This window comes from Bacillus cereus group sp. BceL062 (assembly GCF_051780025.1).
GTDB lineage: Bacteria > Bacillota > Bacilli > Bacillales > Bacillaceae_G > Bacillus_A > Bacillus_A toyonensis.
In genome coordinates, this window is record NZ_JBPWGY010000023.1 from 1 (window position 1) to 20,412 (window position 20,412).

A 20,412-nucleotide genomic window follows, 5' to 3' on the forward strand; every position below is an offset into this window, starting at 1 on the left:
GGCCGGATCCGCATAGAAACTTTCAATATTCCCAGGCTTCACCTGACCAGAAACTAACTTCGTATTATTCAGCTTACGCTCTGTCACTTTCTCAAAACTTACAGCATCAGCCGTTGTTGATGCGCCCTTCTTCTTACCTTGCATAATAAAAATATTAACTGCTGCTACAATAACAATTAGTGCAATAACTCCGATAATAATCCATTTTTTCTTCTTGTTTGGATGAATGATATTTGCTTGCATAGTATGTCTCCTTTCAGTAGTAAATTTTGTTTAAATCAAGCATGTTAAAACAACACTAATTTCCAATTATATTTAAATTTCTTTCAAGATGTTTGTTTTTATTTGCGTTTGTCAAAGTTCAATTTAAGTGTTTCGATTAGAAATTTATATGATATATTTTTTGAGGTCGCGACATGCATTATGAATTTTTATAGGAGGTGCTTAGAATGTTTGAAGCTATGGGATTCTTTGGGGTTGGTAAACCAATGGGACAGGCAATCGTTGATGCAGTAGATACAGTTGGTGTAGGTATTGTTATTGCTTCTACAATTGCTGCTATTATTTCAGCAGGTGGTTTATCAGTAGCAAGTGCTGCTGTTGATGTTGCTATTTTTACTATTAAAGATTACATCAAAAAAGATATGAAAGCCGCAGCAGTTGTTTGGTAATATCTGATTAGTGCAATTATATTTCGTTAATTTTTAGGGGGAGATAATTATATCTCCCCCTAATTTCATTATGTTTTTATATAAAGAAAGGCGGTTTTTGAAATTTTCCCGAGAATTATTTTAAAAAATATCATCTTGGATCAACTAAGACAAGACTTTTCAGGTATGAATGAGAAATTACGTACAAAACTAGGATTGAAATTACCTATACTATTGAATTGGATTATAATAATTTTGTCACAAAATATTTTCTTTTTATTTTTTGTCTTTTTCTTTGAAAGTATTACTAATGATACTGCTAGAAATTGGATTATATTTGCTGTGCTCTTGTTTAATTTTATACTTCCTAGTTCAATGGCTAGACAAAATTCAAATCGTATTAGTAATAATCCATTAATTGATACACTCTGGCAGTCTCAATACAATCAAAATCAACTTCTAAACGTAACATTATTAGCTGAAGTAATTATGTTCTGGGCGCATGAATTTATGTTACAAGCTATGGGATTATATATCATAATAAAAATTTCTCCAAACTTTATTATTTGTGCTTTTTCTATTATAAGTTGGATATTATTGATTTCATCAATCTATTTTTCAAAACTAAGGAAGACAGTATTACAGTCTTGGGGATCTGAGGTTCGCATTGTACAGAATACTGAAATCTTTTATTTATTAAGGGTCATTTTAATATCATTAGGAATTTGGTTAATTAGTAAAACACTGTTTCTTCCTTTAATTAAAGAACCCGTTCCGAGTAATACATATAACCAAGGAATATTTAAAACATTTTCTACTTTTTCTAAGCATCTTGAATTGGTTTTTATTAATCATTTTCAAGGGTTATTAAAGATTGTTCACTATGATTGGATGTATTACATATTTGGTGCAGTTATCTTCTGTTATTTAGTTATGACAGCCTTTTATCTTATTTATTATTCTAACAAGATGAATTTTACAGAAAAAAGAACTACGCTTACCTTAGAAAAATCCACAAGCTATATTTTTAAGTTTTATCAATGGATAGGTAAACTAGTTTATTCTAAAAATCCATGGATACGTAGGGATTTAATAATTCTTGAAAGATTAACCATACATACAAAGATTTCTCAAAAAACATTCTTACTTATCCCACCCGCTTTTTGTTCGATTATGGGATTATCAATATTTTTTATCGAAAATATTGATAATTACACTAATTTCATTTTAGGATTTTGGTTTGTCTGTTGGATTGCAATTTCTCAAACTATTTGGTTATGGTTATGGAATTATCCTATCCTGCATCCATCAAGTGAATTAAGACAAATCGATTTAGTCAAATTAACTCCATATTTTTCAGATACACAGTATATGGAGTGTAAACGAAAATTATTAATGCTTTTGTTGTGGCCACTACAAATCATAATTAGTGTTATATTTGTGATTGGATTTATAATTATGAATGGTTCAATTTTAGAATTATGTGTAGGAATTATTGGTACTTGGTTACTTTCTTTCATGAGCTGTATTTTATCAACTTATTGGCTACAATTATGCAGTCGATTTGATTATGAAAATATATTTATGATTCGTCTAGATACTTATGAAACGAAAGTTCTTCAATATTTCTTTACTATCCCAAAACGAATAATAAATGGTCTATTATTTATTGTTTTCTTTATAGGAGTTTTTCTTGACCATTCATTAGGAAAAATGTTTTTCTATGATATTTTTATGATGTTAATTATTGTATGGGGATTTAGTTGGTTTTTCTCGAAAAAGAAAAGAAAAAGATAGGTGTGCAATGAAATGAGAGATACACAAGATAAATTATTTCAAAGTATTTGGTCTAAATATTCTAGAAAACTTGCTTTTATTACATTGATTTTTTTAGCTTCTTGTTTTTGGGGAGGTATTTTTCAACGACATCATAATCCTTTTCCCCCCGATCCTCCTAGTTATTCGTGGTTTCACTATTTTTCTCATAATATAAACCAATCAATACTTTCTATTGGATTAGGAATACTCACGTATGGAATCGGTAGTTTAATTTTATTAGCCTTGAATGGCACATTAATAGGTATTGTGCTTGCTGTAATGGTTCAAAATGATATGACTTTAGAAATTTTTAAATCTTTTCTTCCTCATGGAGTGTTTGAGATACTTGCTATTTTATTATCATGTTTGTACCCATATATGGTTTGGGGATTTATCTTCCAGAGTATCAAAAAAAGGGGTATAGATTTTAATTTATTAAAAAGGGAAATAATACCTGTCCCAATAATAATTACAATTTTATTAATAATTGCAGGATGCATGGAGAGTGTATTTACTTTATAAGTTTACTCATAAATTATTTATATGATTCTATTTAAAGGAGAGCAAAAATGTTTTATATACAAAATTTAAATTTTAGATATGATAAAAATCTAAAATTACTAGAAAACATCTCATTTTCAGCCAACTCTGGTGATATCATTTGGCTACAGGGAGATAATGGTTGTGGAAAAACTACATTACTACGTATAATCGCGCAACTAATGCATGCTGAAAGTGAAATTTCTTTCAGAGGGAAATTGATTGAAAATAGGCAAGAATTATTAGCAAATTTGACTTATATACCTGCAGAACCTTATCTATTTAACTATTTAACAGGATTAGAAAATGCGGATTTTTTCCAGCAATTATTTAATATAGATCAGCAGCGATTTTCCAGTGCATTCTTAAAAATGACTAATAAATTACAAATTGATCATGCTTTAGATCAATTTGTACAGGAGTATTCATTGGGGATGAAACATAAATTGTATTGGTCTGCTATGTTAACACGTAAATCATCAATTATTTTACTTGATGAACCCCTTTCAGCTTTTGATAGTGATGCTCAAAAAGTAGCTATTGATATTCTTAAACAGAGAGCAACTGCAGGCTCAATTATTCTATTTACCTCACATCTTTCTGAGATTAGCACTAAATTAGCCACAAGAGTTTTAGTTTTAAATGAGGGATACCTCCAAGAAAAAAAATTATAAAATAATTGTAATACAGGGTGGTTGAAAAATGAATAAATTTAAGCTATCATTTGGTGTATTTTCAACATTAATTATGTATTCATGTATATTAATGAGCATTAAAATTAATGAGTACTCCTATCTAGGAGATTATTTGTTAAAGAAAATTAGTATACAACACAATAGAATCGTTATTATTATCATTTTTTTTGTTTGTTTTTGGATACAAAGTAAATTATTAAAGGATACAGAATCAATCTTAATAAATTGGTTGCGTGTAATTCTTACAGGATTAATGTTTATTGCTTTCGTTTCTTATTTTTTCTTCTAATCACATTTCTTAAGAAAACAAAAAGAATTACTAATTTTGCATGAAGGAGCATACACATGGTATGCCCCTTTTTTAGTACTCAGATTATGATAAAAGATATTTACCACACTGAAAAATATATAAGATTTTTCAATACTAATATTGTAACGAAATTATTACTTTACTAAGTGAACATTTTATAAAATTAATCATAAAACCAAATGTTATCATATGTCTAGAATATAGAGGAAGATCACTTTATGGATGATATATATTATATTGCATATCCGAACAATCCGTTTTTCTTACATTCCTCTTTTTTCTAAAATACGATAGTAAGGAGTGTGCATAGTAAATATCTATCTAGCATTTTCAAGATTTGATTTTTGGTAATTTGAACCCCTTAATTAATTTTGCCAAAATGTCAATTAAGAAATCAATCAATTTATCGTAATAATCTAACTATCATTTATAATTAAAAGGAGACTTTACCATGAAGTACAAAAATCGAAAAGATGCAAAGCGCAAATACAAAAAAGTAGCACTTGCAACAGTAGCAACGATGACATTAGGAGTAAGTGTAGTAGGAAACACTGCCTCTGTATTCGCTGATGAAACATCAACGAGGACACGACAAACCGCTCTTGAATCATTAGGCACTAGTGGTGGTGCTGGGGCTACTTCAAGCAAATTAGAAGAATTATTAACTATGGACAATCTAAAAAAAGTTGGTACATTGTCAGGTGATGTATTAAAAGTAGCTTATAAAGATGCTCATGAGAATAACGGAAATTATAACAACACTTTTAGAACTCTGGCAATGTCAGGTACAGCATTAATTCCATATGGAGGCGTAATTATTTCTCCATTAATTGGTTTACTATGGCCAGAAAATGTAGAAGCTCAAAAAAATCAAATGAAAAAATTGATAGATGATCTTAATAATATGATGGATCAAAAAATTACTGACAATGAGATTGCTACTATTGAATCCGAGGTAAATATCTTAAAAGAAATGCTACAAAAATTTGAAAAAAACATAAATATGAATATTTCTGCAGGGTCCTTTTATTCGCTTACTACTAAAGAACAAGCGCTTGCACAAGATGCAAAGGACATTAACAATAAATTTTCAGATATTATCGGACACTGCAAACAAAAGTTACAAGTCATTCCAGCACTTCCTATATTCACGGCGATGGCGACTGCTCATTTAGAATTTTTATACTTCCTTGAAAAGAACGGAACAGGTCCTAAACTTCAATATACGACTGATGCCTTAAATACACTCCTAAAAGGAGAGGACAATGAAGATTTTGGAAAACGTATTAAGAATCTTGCCGAAACATATGTAAACCATGTACAAAAAACTTATGAACTGGGTAAACAGCAGTTTAACAAAAAAATGGATGATACAGCAAAAAACACTCCAGGTGGCAATGTAAATAGCACTAGCGAACAAGAAACTATGAGTAAAATGCAAAAATACATTTTTGATTTACATCCAGTAGCTAATAATGCTGACGAAAAAAGAAAACAAATGCAGGTTGCTCTTAACAACTATGTAAAATTAAGAAATGATAGAGAGCAATATTACAAAAACACAGCAAATAACGAGGTATTCCAATTATTAGCAATAGGAAAATGGAAACAAGAAGGTGATAAATGGTATTTTATTGATACAAAAGGAGAAAAGAAAACCGGTTGGATTCAGCTGGGGGAGAAACATTATTACCTCAGCCCTAAAAACGGTATAATGGTTAAAGGATTTGTAACAATTGAGGGGAAACCATATCAATTTAATGATAGTGGAGAGTTAATTTTTTCTGAGGGCACATACAAAATAGTGTACTCAAAAGCAAACAAGGTTGTCGATTTTGGAGCTTATGGTGAACAACCAGTAATATGGGATTACCATCCTGATTGGAATACCCCGAATACAAACCAACAATGGGAATTCAAATATGATGCTAGTAAGAATGCTTATCAAATCATCAACAAACAAAATAATAAAGTTTTAGCCTATAATACTACATCCGGTACTGATTATACAGCCCTTGTAACAGAAAATCAGCACAAAGCAGAGCATTATTGGACTTTAGAAGATGCTGTAGATGGAAATATCTTGTTAGTGAATTTTGCGAACAAAAATAAAGTTTTAGATGTTTACGGTGAAGAAACAGCCAATGGTTCAAAAGTCTATGTTCGGGACAAACTCAACAACAGCATGGCACAAAAATTTAAACTGATAAAACTAAACTAACTCAACTAGAGGTTGCATATAAAACACTCTATATACAGTATTGAGGTGAACCCCGAGAACGGGACAAAAATTAAACCACCTATCCCCTATATTCTTTAGGGGATAGGTGGTTTAATTTTTCTTGAACTCGCACATGATTGTAGAAATTATACACAAAGTGTAGAAAGTATGTAGATGAAGAAAATCCTGAAGATGATCGTGATGTACATGAAGTAGAGTTAGAAATCACAGAAGAATATGACGGGAATGGTAAATTTTAAAGGTGCACGGCAACGCTTCATTCTGTTGGGGTCACTCACAAAATATGAACATATTTAACCATTGTTACACTTACCCTTACTACGTCATTAGTAAGCAACACTTTATGTTTATGTTTTTTTATCTATTTATCTCCTTCATTCATTTTTATATCTATTTTTCATATAGAAGAATTCAACGTATTCCCTCGGAAAAAAAGGAACCGATTCCTTGAAGAGTAAGGAATCGGTTAACTCAGCTTGCTTTATTTTACTTTACTTAATGAACTCTTTATTATTTCATAATAGAAATAATAAAGAGTTTTTTCACATCGCCTCGAATAGATTTCGTTAATTTATCGAATTCATTGCTAGCCTGCACTACCTCTATATCACTAGAATCAACTGCTTTATTTTCCCCATACGTTTTATTTAATTCTACTATGCTCATATCAACTTCTGGCAAAGAAATTTTTTGAAATGTATCATTATCTACAACCAGTAATAACTCCTCCTTATCCCCTCGTGGAAACCAAAAATCAGAATTACTTTCGTATTTTGTCTGTATTTTTGTTCCATTCATTTCCACATTTTTCATACTTGTATGTTTCGGATCAGCAAATACTAAAGCTTCCTTGTCCTTTATTTTAGGTAAAGAAGAAATTGGTGTAGAACTGCTAATAAAGCCATCATTATCTTTCTCTCTTAATATCCCTCTTTTCACAATGTCCTTTGCCGTTTTTTCATTCATAATAAGCATTTTCTTACCACCATTTACTTCTTGTTTCACTTTATAGAATGTGGCAGATTTTATCTCTTTTTTATGCTCAGTTTCTATTTTTTTCAATGCCTGTTCTTCACCTAGTAACATCAGCCCATTTAATGGCGCTTTGTTTCCTCCAAACAGCGAACACGCACCAAGTATTGAAATCACAAATAATCCAATTCCACATATAGATAGTATTTTTTTCATCATTTTTGCTCCATTTCTCATTTTATTTTTCTTTTATAAAACCTTAGTATATAGTTGGCGTAAATACCCTCGGCGTACCATACAGAAATAGAGTATCTGTATCCCAATAAAACCTACAAGTACTAAAATAGAAGTGTTCAAAATAGAAAATTTCAGTAACTGTTGCAAAGCTAGAAATGCTATACTACTATGGATGACCGCTACAAGTATGGGGAGAAAGAACATCAACGACAGCTGCCTTGTAACAATTTGTTTTAATTCTTTTTGACTTAATCCTATTTTTGCAATCATTTCATACTGTTGTTGATCTCTTTCCAAATCTGCATACAGGCGGAAATACAATAAGCTGGCTGCAAAGGTAAAGAATACAATGCCTACCAACAGACTCATAATTAATAACATTCCATTTAATTGTTTAAACATATGCGATTCCGTATAGAAAGAGGAGAAAAGATATGTTAAACCTTTTGTTTCTGTCTTCATGAATTTCGCATCTAATTGTTTTGCTATATCTTTTGTTTCTGTCCAATCCTTCACAGTAAACCCGTACTCCGTACGCTTACCATCTCCGCTTGGAATCACATCATACATGGAATCTGAAACAACAAGAGTAACGCCATATCCATTTGGTTCCACTAGATAGGGAACAGCTTTTTTTACTTTGAATGAAAGATTCTTCTCTCCTTGTACTACGGCGATTTCAGAAGGAATTCCCTCTCTTTTTTGATATTTCTCCACTGCTGAAGCAGATGTGGGAACTAAGATCGTTTCATCTTCATTTTGGAATATTTCTGTTTGATGCCCCAATGCTTTTGCTAAAGAATTATAATCACTTAGCTTCAGCATTGCGAAACCATTTTCACTATGTTTTTTCGTTACAGCACCCATTTGATAAGAAAATCCTGCATCTGTAAGCTGTTTCTTTATTTCTGTAATATGCGCTTCTTCTTGCGCATTTCCTTCCAATGAAGTATAGGTAAATGCAAATGACGGCTTTTTCATTCCATATAATGCGGAATCCCCGATTGATAAGCATGTCCCAATTCCTGTAAAAGCTACGGCGGAAATAACCGCTAGCATAAAGAACATCGTGGCATTATCTTTCATACGATATGCCAATTCAGAAATGGTAAGAAGATTTGTTTTCTTAAAAAATAGACGCTCGTTCTTCTTTAATCTACCTAGGATATATACACTCAGCTGAGAAAATAAATAATAGGTTCCAATTACAGTACACGCTACCCCGAAAATCAATACTATAGAAGCATCTAACATTCTACTTTCTACAAAATAAAACACACACCCATATCCAGTCCCAATGAAAAACAGTGAAAGAAAGGCTTGGATCCAGGAAGACTTTGGTTCCGGTTTCGGTTTTTCCTCTGATTTCATTAATTCAATCAACTGGTTGACTTTTACCATTTTAGACGTAAAAAGCGAAATCAGTAAAAATAAAATAAAAAACGTACTCGCTGTCATTGCAATTGCTTTAATAGGCACATAAAAAGGAAGACCGTTTTCAATCGCTAATAGATTGGAACTGAGTAATAAAGTCATCTTTGAAAAAATCAATCCTATCAGAATGCCAAAAACAATCGATGCAGTTCCGATTATCATATTTTCTAAAAATATCAATGTATTTAACTGTGACGGAGACATTCCATGCATCATAAGGATCCCAAATTCTTTTTTTCTTGTTTTCAAAAATGCACTGACCGAATACAGCAGAAAGAAAAAAGAAAAAAGGAAAATGAGAGCTTGAGAAATTTGCATCCCAACTGTTCCAAGTTTCGCCATTGTTGCACTACCGGCAGTTAACCCTCCTTGTAAATCTGGATGAAATAATAACAAAGCATACGTAAAGAAAATCATAATGGAAAATGTACTGCTGAGAAAATGCGCAGCATAGGTTCGCTTGCTACGCATGACGTTGTTACAAGCGAATTGGCGAAAATTCATCCTTACGCCCTCCTAATAAAGCAAGTACATCCATAATTTTCTGATAGAACATTTGGCGGCTTCCCCCGCAATAAAGTTCATTATACAGCTTGCCATCTTTGATAAATACGATGCGATCGCAATAACTCGCAGCCATTGGGTCATGTGTGACCAGCATCATGGTTGCTTCTTGTTCTTTGTTTAATTGCTGTAATAACGCCATAACATCACTAGCCGCTTTTGAATCTAAATTCCCTGTTGGTTCATCTGCTAGTACAAGTTGCGGTTTATGGATAAGAGCACGCGCAATAGCTGTCCTTTGTGCTTGTCCACCTGATATTTCATACGTGCGCTTGTTTAATATTTCTTGGATACCTAACTTCTCTGCAATCATTTCTACACGTTTATTCATCCGTTTGACATCCATACCGTCTAAAGTCAAAGGGAGAACAATATTCTCCTTTACTGTCAATGTGTTCAACAGATTGAAAGACTGGAATACAAACCCTAACTGACGTCTTCGGAATTCTGCAAGATTGTTAGCTGATAAACGATGTGGATTTTTCCCGCTAATCAATACCTCCCCAGATGTGGGAGAATCAATGGTAGACACCATATTTAACAATGTTGTTTTTCCACTTCCAGAAGGCCCCATAATACCTACAAATTCTCCTTTATTTATATTTAAATTAATATTAGAAAGTGCTTCATAGGATATCTTCCCCCTATAGGTCTTACTAAGTTCGTTTACTGTGAGTATTTCCATCTCGTTTGTCTCCTTTTTCTTTTTTCTATACCACTAAGTGTAACGGAGAACATGTATTGATCCTATCGATTTTCATTACGAATGCATAACAACTTCGTAAGAGTTCTGAAAATTCTTTATATAATTCACTCCTGGCTTGCATGTGGAAAAACAATCCGAATTTTCGTTCCTATACCTACTTCAGACTCTATTTCGATTTCATGATTTAATCTTTCTGTAATATTTTTCACAAGATATAATCCCATCCCAGTAGATTCTTTGAACTTCCTTCCATTTTCGCCTGTATAAAACGGCCGAAAAACTCTTGGCAAATCTTCTTTTGGAATTCCTACACCATGATCTTGGATTTCTAAGACAACAGATTTCCCCCTTTTAAAAGCAATCATTGTAATGTTCTGTCTACTACCAGCAGAATATTTAATCGCATTAGACAGAATTTGATTGACAATAAATCTAAGCCATTTTATATCTGTTTCGACGATGTAATCTTGTGCGATTTTCACATTCGGAAACACATAATTTCTGATAAAGTACCGTTTATTTTCATAAATCACCTCTTGAGCTAGTGTCTTTAATGATACTCTTTCCACATGAAAATCTTGTTCAAACGTCTCTAATCGTGCCATATGTAGTACCATTTCTAACCCATACTTCATACGATCTATTTCTTCCGCTATACTTTCAAACGATTCTCCATGCTCTTCTTGTGTAATTAATTCCACTACAGATACAGGCGTCTTCATTTGATGTACCCATTGATTAATAAATATCAGATGCTCCTTTTGTTTACGTTCCCATGCTTTTAATTGGCTTTGATATTGGTTATATTGCGCTTCTAATACATGTCTAAAAGCTATGGATATAGGCGTCTCATCCATCTTTTGTATGGATTCCTGCAAAGTTTGAGAAGGTTGAGACAGTATAATGTAATATCTACGATGGCTATAATAACGATACATTAAATACCCAATTAAAAAACAACCCCCTAAAAATACACTATATAAAGCTGTTAGCATATGACGATAGCCATCTAACCAATACACCATAAGAGTGACAATGAGTTGTAAAATTATCATTACAATCAATGGTAGGTGTTCTCGTAAAAACAACTTCATTATAGTACCCCATCATTATCCCAGTTTATTTTTAAACGATATCCCGCCCCTCGAACCGTGTCTAGTGCATCTTTAATTCCAAGTGCTTCTAATTTTTTTCGAACACGTGCAACATTTACACGCAGTGTATTATCATCTACATACGTATAATCATTCCAAATTTTTTCTAGCATTTTCTCACGACTAACAATGTTAGGACACCTTTCTAGGAGAATTTCTATTAATAGCGCTTCATTTTTTGTAAGCATACTAGTCCTATCTTTTAATTTTAATTCCATTTTTTCTGGATATAGTTGTAATCCTGATCGTTGTATCACTCTCTCTTTTACTTTTGGGGCATATTCACCATAAATCCGCCGAAGATGACTTTTAATCTTGGCCATTACAACTTCATAATGAAACGGTTTCACGATATAATCATCTGCCCCGTGTTCTAATGCCATAACTTGTTCCATCTTTCCTTGTCTTGCTGATACAAAAAGAATTGGACAAGTGGATATCGTTCTCATTTGGTGGCACCAATAAAAACCATCAAAATACGGTAAATTGATATCTAGTAGAACTAAATCAGGCTGAATATCCTTGAATTGTTCCAGGACATGTTCAAAATCTTTTGTAGCAACCGCTTGATATCCGTATTTACTAATATAAGATTGAAGCAAATCAGATATTTTTTCATCATCTTCCACTATCATGATTTTATGCATATGTTCGCTTTCTCTCCTTTAAAATGAATATTGTTTAAACTAAATAACATATTTTTTGAAGAACTTTAGATTTAATTCGTATTTTGTTATAGTTTCCTGAAAAATAGGATTGTTTATCCCCTCAAAGTCCATCTTCAACAATTTAATTGCCTCTTCCTTAGCCTATATAAAGTGGAACATCTTTCATATTGATTAACGTTACAAAAACCTAACACTTTTGTAACGTTACTGAAAATTCGAACACGTTAATATTGAACAAAGAATCATAGAATTTCTCCTATCTTTGTGTTCAAACACACTAATCAATTTTAACGCGTTTTTTGGCTCTAAATTAGTTTTAAACATAAAGTATTGCGTAATCAAACATATAAGTAGAATAAAATCGTAGCGATGCAATCCAGGAATGGAGATTATCTTTGAAACAGCAAGTGTTACAAAGATAATGATAGAAAAAATGCAAGATAAAGCTTGGTAATAGCCGAAATATAAAAGGTCTAGTATATATTTCTTGTTTTCACCTTCTAACTGGGTTATGTTCTATTTTATGTTCACCTAAAGTACATGACGTTTTTGGAATAATGCACTTGATACAATGAAGTAATACTGCAAAGTGTATGATGACAAAAATTAATGATGTTGTAAAATTGAAATCTGAAAATGATGGACTTGCTCCACCATTAACAATAATGTAACAATACCACTAAAAACAAAAAGAATACTTAATGGAATTAGGAAGAAAGGTTCAGTTTTTTTTCCATTTACTTCTATGCTTGAGCCCATCATAAAATAACTAACCATGCAAATGGACCCTAGTAATATTGATATAAAAGCTAGTAAATATATTTTTTCATGATGCACTCCCTCCTTCATTAACAGCTTTATTTTTTTGATATTCTAAAATATCACCTGGTTGACACTCTAAAGCTTCACATATTTTATCTAGCATAAAAAATTTAATTGATTTTACTTTTCCGTTTTTTAACATCGAAATATTTGTCATTTTAACGCCAATCCTTTCCGAAAGTTCAGTCAAGTTCGTTTTTCTTTTCGCCAACATTACATCAAGGTTTACTATAATAGTCATACTTCTACACCTCAAATCATTAGATAGTTATCTTGTTTTATATCACTAGTATTTCTAACTAAATAAGAAAACAGCAAAGTAAATATTGCAATAACGACGGCGAAAAATAGAAATAGTACCAGTATCATCAAACTAGAAAAATCTTTAAACCGAACTAAATCATATAAATCACTACGTTTGTGAATTGTCCAAAAAAAGAAGCAATCATTGCCCGTACCACCTATAAACACAAAGACCGCCATTTCTGACGATCTTTCTTGTACAAAACTACATAGAAACTTAGAGAATCTTCATAACCTCAATAACCTCAATAGCTTTCTCATCACTCACTATATAATAAATTTCATTTCCTTTTCGCTTACAGGAAACCATCTTATAAGCTTTTAACTTTATTAACTGTTGCGACATTGTAGACTGTGGAACATGTATTAACTTCTGTAACTCGGATACATTTAATGGACCTTTAGCAATTAATTCTCGAACTATCATCAAACGCATAGGATGTCCAAGCATCCGCAATATATCTGCAGGTCTGTTATAATCCATATTCATATAAAAAGCTTTTGGCATAATCTCTTCTCCTTTTTGGATGAACATTATTTTATTCGACTCTTCAAATAAAACAGCCTTTTGTTATTTCAAATAATTTTTAATTAGAATTTTTTCAATTTAAAGACTCCCTTAGCTAGATTCTCCACCTTATTTTAATATATTTATAGTAGAGCAAAATAAAAAACACCTAATTTGTCTATTCCCCAGGCAAATTAGGTGTTTAAATATGGTTCTTTCCCTGCTTTTCGGTAGGAGAAAATCCACAAATTGTAACAGTAGACAAATAACAATCAAAATGTCTTTTAAGTACAACAACAATTTATTATTCTATATATTTCATATTGGTTTTTAGATGTTTTATTATTTTTTGGAAATAGCCTTTTCTTTAAATAGTGAGCAGATATGAAGAAGAAAATTCATTCGAATGAAACCATTTACAGCCTATTGTTATTTATTAAAATCAGCATGAAATTAATAAATAATCTAGCATCTTTTCCAACTTGTTAATTTTGTCTTTCCTCTAGACAAATTATGATTTATTAGTTGGTGATATATCATTATAAAATATAGAATAGATGTTCAATTACCCCAGTACCTTTAAAAACATTAACATTGATTCAATATCTAAGGAGAAAAATATAATGAAATTTATTACAATTGAACAGATATATCAAGACATTTTAGACGGAAAAAGAAAACGCTTCCCTCCATTTACATGGAATGAAGATATAAATTTTGAACTTTCCAAACGTGTTACAAAATATTTAATTGAACATGTTTTGCTGTGGGATCGGGATGCTATTAGAAAAGGTTGGAACCAAAGACTAATCATTAAAATGAAATTATCAACCGTTCTTTCTAGATATAACTCAAGTCCGTATGCTATGCTGAATGATGCTTATCCTAATTTTATAAAAGAATGGGAATTAGGAATGGCACCTTTGAATTTTTGGACAAAAGAGAACGCTTTAAAAGCTTTAAGATGGACCATTGAGGAGAAAGAACATTTAACGGATGAACATTTATATCTTGTTTATGGGGAAAAATGGATTAAGAAACATAAATTAAGCGCACCTTGTGGTATCTATTGGAATGGTAGCCCTTATGCATATTTGAATGAATTATATCCAAATCGCTTTAAAGAATGGCAATTGTCAGTTGTACCTAAAGGGTTTTGGACAAAGCAAAAAGCTTTAGAAATATTACAATGGACGATCGAGGAAAAAGAACAGTTAACAGATAAACAATTGCTAAATGTTTTTGATAAGTCATGGCTAAAAAAATATCGTTTATCATCTCCTTGTAAAATCTACTGGGCAAATAGTCCGTATGCTATGTTAAATGCACTATATCCAAACCGCTTCAAAGAATGGCAATTAAAAAAAGCGCCTATGAATTTTTGGACAAAAGAAAATAGTTTAGAGGCGCTCAAGTGGACAATTGAAGTTAAAGAAAAACTATCGGAAACAGACATAAAAAATTCATATGGTATAGACTGGTTAAACCAACAAAATTTACGAACACCTATAATTAAATTTTGGAATGGTAGTCCATATGCATATTTAAATAGTTTATACCCAGAAAGATTTAAAGAATGGGAATTACTTTTATCCCCTAATAATTATTGGACGAAAAAGAAGGCATTAGAAGCATTACAATGGACAATTGAAGTTAAAGAACAAATTACAGAGGAAGAGCTATTAAAAATATATACTCACAAGTGGTTAAATCAAAATGGATTAAAAACACCATTGAGAAAATATTGGAATTCTAGCCCTTATGCTATGTTAAATGATTTATACCCAAATCTATTTTCTACAAAGATGTTAAAAAGATATAGACTTAAAAAAAGGGTATAAAAAATAAATAGAAGAATTCGTTGTACAAATTTGTTATTACACTCTAGGATTTCACAAAAATTCCACGTTATTATCCCTTCTAAATGGAAAGAAGGGGTAATAACGCGCCCACTTTCACACATATACAGTTGTACTTCTACTCTCTAAACTAGCAATTTCGTCCAATTTTAGTCTATTCATAATCTGCTAATTTAGGAATCTAATAATATTTTAGTTTACTATAATAAAGATATGTATACTATTTTTAAGGATTATTTCATATCCAATCTTAGAGTTATTCGCTATCTTCTGATGATGTGATTTGGGATGTGGTCCATCATCTACCGCATTAAATATTCATCGATTTCTCTTTGCCCAAACGCTCAAGCATATTCATATGAATTCATGTTAGTAATGCTTTCTAATATATTTAATGGAATTATCTATTTCAACTAGAAATTCAACTATATTGAGAACTACTTTTTTACAGCAATATATAACCTGGTTCCAAATGAAGTCTTTGTATTTCTAATCTTATTATCATTACTGATTAATTGTATTACTTTATTAATATCGCCAATTTTATTAGCATTTCTTATTTCTTTATTTACACTTTTTTCATCCGAAATGGACTTTCCTTAAATTCACTTATCCTCTAATGGTTAATATTGTAAATCTGATGACCTATTTCCCTTTTTTTGTAATTTTAACGTTTTTTCAAAAGTAAATTCAAAAAAACGGACTCCCAAATTCCCTTGTATACCATTTTAATAACTATGGCAATACAATTAGATTCGATAGTTAAAAAATCTATTAAAAACAAAAATAGACCTTTTAAAACGATTTTTCATTTTTGAGGTCAATTTCCGTTGGGAATTCTATTCTTCTATGTCTTCTTTTACTTCTTCGTATAAAATTCGTTCTACAAACTTCTTGTAGCCATTATATCCTTTCTTTGAGGCCTTTTTCTTTATCGCTTCTACTACCTTTGGATCAAGATATAGACTCAAATGCTGCTTTTTTTTCCTTGAATCCTCTTTTGACGTATTTTCAATTTCTTGTTTGAAAATTTCCACATCTTTTTTTAAGTACAATCGCTCATTAGATTTCCCTTTAGTAATCTCTTTGAAAGGTAATATCCCACCTTTGGCTGCATTATGTACATATGTCTTCGATTTGCCGAGAAACTCTGCCGCTTCCTTTAATGTCAGAGCCCCTTTATAGATTTCAACAAGTTTTTGAACATCTTCTTCTTTAAAACGGTATCCACCATCTGATTTCCAGCTAGTAGAGTTTATTGGTTCGATTTGTTTATACTTTATTAAATAGCTTAATTGATTTTTTGTTAAACCGACCCTATCGCATACCTCTTCGAAAGATAAATAGTTCATATTTCACCTCATTCAAAACTTTCATTCTAGTTGTTGTTTAAATTTTCTTAATTGGTACTTTGTTAAACCCGCTTCTTTTACTACACCCTTTATTGAGTGCTCCATATATTGCAGATACTTGATTGGATTATCTATATAACGTTCTCGTACCTTATTAAATGTACTCTTTTTTGATAAAAGATTCAATTACTCTCCTTTCTTATGAATGGAATCGAAAATAGGTATATTCTAAATCGTAGATTTCATGTAATATTTTCTAACGAAGATTAATCAAAAAATCAACTCCTATCGTATTCGAATTGAAATGTACAAAAATCAATTAAACTATTTGTTAAACGGAAATATCAAAAAAAGACAAAAACATAATTTTAATTATTTCATTTTATACCACAATAAATAATCTGTTTATTGTGGTATAATTAGAATCATAAAAATTTTTATAAACTATTTGTTTTATATTTCATTCTAATAAAGGTTGTGCTTGATTTTGAATATAGTAAATTATGAATATAATAACCAACTTGTAAAATTAAAATCAGACTTTTTTGATAGCAGTCATTTCGAAAGAATAATGGGTATAGGCATTCGGAATATTGACTATTCGAAATTAAGTGAAGAGTCATTAGTTTATTTATTTTTACACGATGAGCCTTCTCTAACGAAAAAAAGAAGTGAACGAACTAAAAAACTTTATTTACACGATCTTTCTAATTTTCTTCGTTACATAAAAGAAACAATCGGAGGCATTCAAGAGTTATCCCATAATGAGATGGAAATCTACTTCTATCAACTAAGTAAGAAATATGCTGCTACTACATTACGTCGAAAGAAAACAGTGGTGCAGCAGTTTTTAAAATATGTTTATGATAACAATGGACTCTCAGACGACTTTAGTAGTCGTCTCAAAAAAGTTTCTGTAAAAAAAGAAGCACTGGTCAACCGTGACCTCTTTCCGGAAGAAGTGAATGAAATTCTGGATACACTGAAAAATACAAATTTCTTTATGTATTCCTTGTTTTTTCTTCTTACGACTACGGGACTCCGAATCGAAGAGGTTGCAAATGCAAAATGGGCTGACCTTGCGTTCCATACTTCTTTAAATGTTTATCTCCTACGTGTAGTTGGAAAAGGAAATAAAACTAGGGAAGTCCGTATCTTTGAAGATGTACTCGATGATATCTGTTATCTTCGTCAATTGCGCAAACAAACAAGTGAATTGGACGCATCTAGCATATCTGCTTTTCTACCTAAAGCGGATGGCTCTCATTATAGGGCCGACTACTTATCAAAATATACAGCAGAAAAAATTGAAGAAACAAACTTACCATTTCTACGTTATCGAAAAGATAGAATTACTCCCCATACCTGCAGACACTTCTTTGCAAATTATTTGATGGGAAAAGGTATCGAACTAAAAAAAATACGTGACTATTTAGGGCATGAATCTATTATGACGACGGAACGATATTTAAGGGAACGTACAAGACGTCAAAACTTGGCCACAATAGATATAGGAGATTCATTATTTTAGTAACTATAAATAATTGGAGTAGGTACGAAGGGTGCTTTTCGATTGAGAATAAGAGTTCATTATCTTGAAGAGACAAAATAGAAAATAATTGAAATAAAAAGAGGAATTACTCAAATCCTACCCTTATGGAGACAATCCAGATTAATTGGTATTGTACAGGTCAAACATATCATTTTCAACAACCTATAACAATATTCTTATAGAAAAGAGCCAAAAGTGCTAAATGAATAAGGACCAAAAACAATCTATTCTTCCGAGGAATCTTCTCGCGCTAACCTGGTTAGAATATCATCTTCCTTGGTTCTGTTGCAAAGTTGGAAAATACACAAACTCGTTTAAAAAATATAGTTATAGTTTAAGCGGTTCTGAATAACTCCTGTAATTCTTTGTACGTCGAAAAAGAGAAGTCTGGAATGTGACTTCTCTTTTGGTTATAAATAGCATGAATCGCTTCATCAAAATATAGGCAGCTTTGTGATCGCGTGTTTTACGAAATTGAATGTCCAAAGTCTAACCATCTCCATCAATTGCACGATAAAGATAGCGCCAGTCCCCTTTCACTTTGATGTAAGTTTCATCTAAATGCCAGATAGAGTCTGCCAATTTATTTTTCTTCTTCCAAATTTAACAGAGGATATTCCCATATTCATGAACCCAGCGCATAATAGTTGTAGGATGAACTGAAACCCCATGCATATGATAAAAAAGAACAGCTTGATATATGGGATCAGCCTGTTCAAAATCAAAAACAATTCATTCATCAATTATTTAGTGTAACAGCGTAAAAAAGGATCCTGGTAGGAATCCTTTTTTTGAATGTGCCTTTATTTGCACCAGAAACACATATCCCGTACATCAAAGTTCTCATCCCTTCCCAGATTCCTACAAATTCTAATCCCCTATATTTATCGGTTCCAAAATAAAACACTCTGCTTCTTTGCGTATTTGTGGATTCAGAAGGCCAAGTTCAGGCTCTCCTTCATAAAAAGTATTTCTAATATCACTATCTGAATAATATTTAACCGTCTCTATTCGCGAGTTAAACGTCGTATTTCTATCATTTTCTTTCGTTTCCCCAGCTATAAAGAAACGATTATAATCAACATTCCCACCTTTGAATGCTATTTTCACATAAGAAGAATTTTTTACATTTAAAAATTTAAAGCGATAGGGTCCTGGATTGGCACTATCATACGGCTTACTTACTAAATAGTGAATGGTATTCAATAACGAAGAACTTCCTTGCAGTTTGGCATACTTATTTTCAACATGTTCATATTCTTTCTTTTCTTCATTCCATATGTGTTGCTGGAAAAAATATGTTTTTTCAGTATCTATCTCCTTACCGTCTGTCCAACTATCATCATAAAATTTCCATGCATATATGGGTTTTTTTGACTGGTCCCTCTGTTCACCACAAAAGCCATACCGATCATCTTCAACTTGTTTTTCACTGAGACAAGTAGGGCTAGTTAACCAGTAACTCGAACGATTCCGATGTGAAATTCCATATAACACACCAGTTTTCATTTCATTATTTTTATAGTCATATACTTTAGCCGTATCTAGTAAATCGTTAGTATCTGCATGTACGACAATTAAATTTAAACTACACATTCCAATTATACTAGTAATCACATATATACTTACTTTCTGTAATATTTTCAACATGATTTCCCTCTCCAATTAAATCAGTTATTACTCATAATAATATAATACATTTTTACCACCGCAACGGTTCTTTCTTCTTCGATTCATTTATTAAAAATTAGGTGTGGTGGGACAAAGTGATCCTTATATGAGTTTCGTTTAATACATTAACACAAGCAAATATGTCTTTCTTCAATTAAAGCAATCCGGTTAATTCAGCCCCATAAAACCAATGTAAAAAACTCTATCGGAACCTAATATGGCTCTTAAATCATCTGATGTAAAGCGATATCCTATATGTTTTTTGCAATGCTTTATACTAAAGCCGTTGCACCAGCAATAATGGCAGAAGCACAAGATGTACCATTAAAATATGAAATATAAAGGTTGACATTCA

The 20,412-nt window shown here is 31.6% G+C and carries 18 protein-coding genes and 5 pseudogenes; 9 read left to right on the forward strand and 14 right to left on the reverse strand.

What is annotated here, in order from left to right; genetic code table 11:
* Nucleotides 1-243: pseudogene (locus ACS2MN_RS29835) on the reverse strand (efflux transporter periplasmic adaptor subunit); the annotation flags it as partial.
* A 206-nt stretch (nt 244-449) separates the two neighbouring features.
* Between ACS2MN_RS29835 and ACS2MN_RS29840 the strand changes: the two are divergent.
* The 6 genes from ACS2MN_RS29840 to ACS2MN_RS29865 all read left to right on the forward strand — a co-directional run bounded on the left by ACS2MN_RS29840 (nt 450) and on the right by ACS2MN_RS29865 (nt 6,234).
* Entirely contained in the window at nt 450-671 is a 222-nt protein-coding gene (locus tag ACS2MN_RS29840) for an uberolysin/carnocyclin family circular bacteriocin (RefSeq protein WP_346995085.1), read from the forward strand.
* Between the two features lie 165 nt (nt 672-836).
* Nucleotides 837-2,447, forward strand: coding sequence for a hypothetical protein (locus tag ACS2MN_RS29845; protein WP_438894898.1), 1,611 nt, complete (start codon nt 837-839; stop codon nt 2,445-2,447).
* 12 nt (nt 2,448-2,459) lie between these two features.
* Nucleotides 2,460-2,990, forward strand: coding sequence for a stage II sporulation protein M (locus ACS2MN_RS29850; protein ID WP_346995087.1), 531 nt, complete (start codon nt 2,460-2,462; stop codon nt 2,988-2,990).
* Nucleotides 2,991-3,037: 47 nt separating this feature from the next.
* A complete protein-coding gene (locus ACS2MN_RS29855; RefSeq protein WP_346995088.1) occupies nt 3,038-3,682 on the forward strand; it encodes an ABC transporter ATP-binding protein in 645 nt (214 codons plus the stop codon).
* 28 nt (nt 3,683-3,710) lie between these two features.
* Nucleotides 3,711-3,992, forward strand: coding sequence for a hypothetical protein (locus ACS2MN_RS29860; protein WP_346995089.1), 282 nt, complete (start codon nt 3,711-3,713; stop codon nt 3,990-3,992).
* Between the two features lie 472 nt (nt 3,993-4,464).
* Complete coding sequence (locus ACS2MN_RS29865) at nt 4,465-6,234, forward strand: insecticidal delta-endotoxin Cry8Ea1 family protein (RefSeq protein ID WP_346995090.1); 1,770 nt, start codon at nt 4,465-4,467, stop codon at nt 6,232-6,234.
* A gap of 531 nt (nt 6,235-6,765) precedes the next feature.
* On the opposite strand, the gene ACS2MN_RS29870 is transcribed toward ACS2MN_RS29865, so the two are convergent.
* The 9 genes and pseudogenes from ACS2MN_RS29870 to ACS2MN_RS29910 form a co-directional block, all read right to left on the reverse strand.
* On the reverse strand, nt 6,766-7,443 hold the full coding sequence (locus tag ACS2MN_RS29870; RefSeq protein ID WP_346995091.1) for a lipoprotein BA_5634 family protein: 678 nt from the start codon (nt 7,441-7,443) through the stop codon (nt 6,766-6,768).
* 33 nt (nt 7,444-7,476) lie between these two features.
* Nucleotides 7,477-9,402, reverse strand: coding sequence for an ABC transporter permease (locus tag ACS2MN_RS29875; protein WP_346995092.1), 1,926 nt, complete (start codon nt 9,400-9,402; stop codon nt 7,477-7,479).
* Nucleotides 9,377-10,147 carry an ABC transporter ATP-binding protein gene (locus ACS2MN_RS29880; RefSeq protein ID WP_346995093.1) on the reverse strand — a complete coding sequence of 257 codons (771 nt, stop codon included), beginning with the start codon at nt 10,145-10,147 and terminating at the stop codon, nt 9,377-9,379. The genes ACS2MN_RS29875 and ACS2MN_RS29880 overlap by 26 nt, the downstream gene beginning before the upstream one ends.
* 125 nt (nt 10,148-10,272) lie before the next feature.
* The gene (locus ACS2MN_RS29885) at nt 10,273-11,262 is read right to left on the reverse strand and encodes a sensor histidine kinase (RefSeq protein ID WP_438894899.1); all 990 of its coding nucleotides are present in this window, start codon (nt 11,260-11,262) and stop codon (nt 10,273-10,275) included.
* Nucleotides 11,262-11,969, reverse strand: a complete 708-nt coding sequence (locus ACS2MN_RS29890; RefSeq protein WP_346995095.1) for a response regulator transcription factor — start codon at nt 11,967-11,969, stop codon at nt 11,262-11,264. The genes ACS2MN_RS29885 and ACS2MN_RS29890 overlap by 1 nt, the downstream gene beginning before the upstream one ends.
* Before the next feature lie 291 nt (nt 11,970-12,260).
* Nucleotides 12,261-12,503 (reverse strand): annotated as a pseudogene (locus ACS2MN_RS29895) (DUF817 family protein); the annotation flags it as partial.
* A 93-nt stretch (nt 12,504-12,596) separates the two neighbouring features.
* Nucleotides 12,597-12,827, reverse strand: a complete 231-nt coding sequence (locus ACS2MN_RS29900; protein ID WP_438894900.1) for a DUF3955 domain-containing protein — start codon at nt 12,825-12,827, stop codon at nt 12,597-12,599.
* Nucleotides 12,817-13,053, reverse strand: coding sequence for a helix-turn-helix domain-containing protein (locus ACS2MN_RS29905; protein WP_438894901.1), 237 nt, complete (start codon nt 13,051-13,053; stop codon nt 12,817-12,819). Before ACS2MN_RS29905 ends, ACS2MN_RS29900 begins: the two co-directional genes overlap by 11 nt.
* Nucleotides 13,054-13,332: 279 nt before the next feature.
* Nucleotides 13,333-13,623, reverse strand: coding sequence for an ArsR/SmtB family transcription factor (locus tag ACS2MN_RS29910; protein ID WP_438894911.1), 291 nt, complete (start codon nt 13,621-13,623; stop codon nt 13,333-13,335).
* Between the two features lie 623 nt (nt 13,624-14,246).
* On the opposite strand from ACS2MN_RS29910, the gene ACS2MN_RS29915 reads away from it, so the two are divergent.
* Nucleotides 14,247-15,464: a hypothetical protein gene (locus ACS2MN_RS29915; RefSeq protein ID WP_438894902.1), complete on the forward strand. Its 1,218-nt coding sequence runs from the start codon at nt 14,247-14,249 to the stop codon at nt 15,462-15,464.
* 857 nt (nt 15,465-16,321) lie between these two features.
* Here the strand turns inward: ACS2MN_RS29915 and ACS2MN_RS29920 are convergent.
* Nucleotides 16,322-16,834 (reverse strand): helix-turn-helix domain-containing protein, encoded by a 513-nt coding sequence (locus ACS2MN_RS29920; protein ID WP_438894903.1) that lies wholly within the window; start codon nt 16,832-16,834, stop codon nt 16,322-16,324.
* Between the two features lie 21 nt (nt 16,835-16,855).
* Nucleotides 16,856-17,056: pseudogene (locus tag ACS2MN_RS29925) on the reverse strand (transposase); the annotation flags it as partial.
* Nucleotides 17,057-17,321: 265 nt separating this feature from the next.
* Between ACS2MN_RS29925 and ACS2MN_RS29930 the strand changes: the two are divergent.
* The gene (locus ACS2MN_RS29930; protein WP_346995100.1) at nt 17,322-18,365 is read left to right on the forward strand and encodes a tyrosine-type recombinase/integrase; all 1,044 of its coding nucleotides are present in this window, start codon (nt 17,322-17,324) and stop codon (nt 18,363-18,365) included.
* 441 nt (nt 18,366-18,806) lie between these two features.
* On the opposite strand, the pseudogene ACS2MN_RS29935 reads toward ACS2MN_RS29930, so the two are convergent.
* Nucleotides 18,807-19,055, reverse strand: a pseudogene (locus tag ACS2MN_RS29935) (DDE-type integrase/transposase/recombinase); the annotation flags it as partial.
* Nucleotides 19,056-19,066: 11 nt separating this feature from the next.
* On the opposite strand from ACS2MN_RS29935, the pseudogene ACS2MN_RS29940 reads away from it, so the two are divergent.
* A pseudogene (locus ACS2MN_RS29940) lies at nt 19,067-19,150 on the forward strand (IS6 family transposase); the annotation flags it as partial.
* 106 nt (nt 19,151-19,256) lie between these two features.
* On the opposite strand, the gene ACS2MN_RS29945 reads toward ACS2MN_RS29940, so the two are convergent.
* Nucleotides 19,257-20,036 carry a hypothetical protein gene (locus tag ACS2MN_RS29945; RefSeq protein WP_346995101.1) on the reverse strand — a complete coding sequence of 260 codons (780 nt, stop codon included), beginning with the start codon at nt 20,034-20,036 and terminating at the stop codon, nt 19,257-19,259.
* Nucleotides 20,037-20,412: the final 376 nt, after the last annotated feature.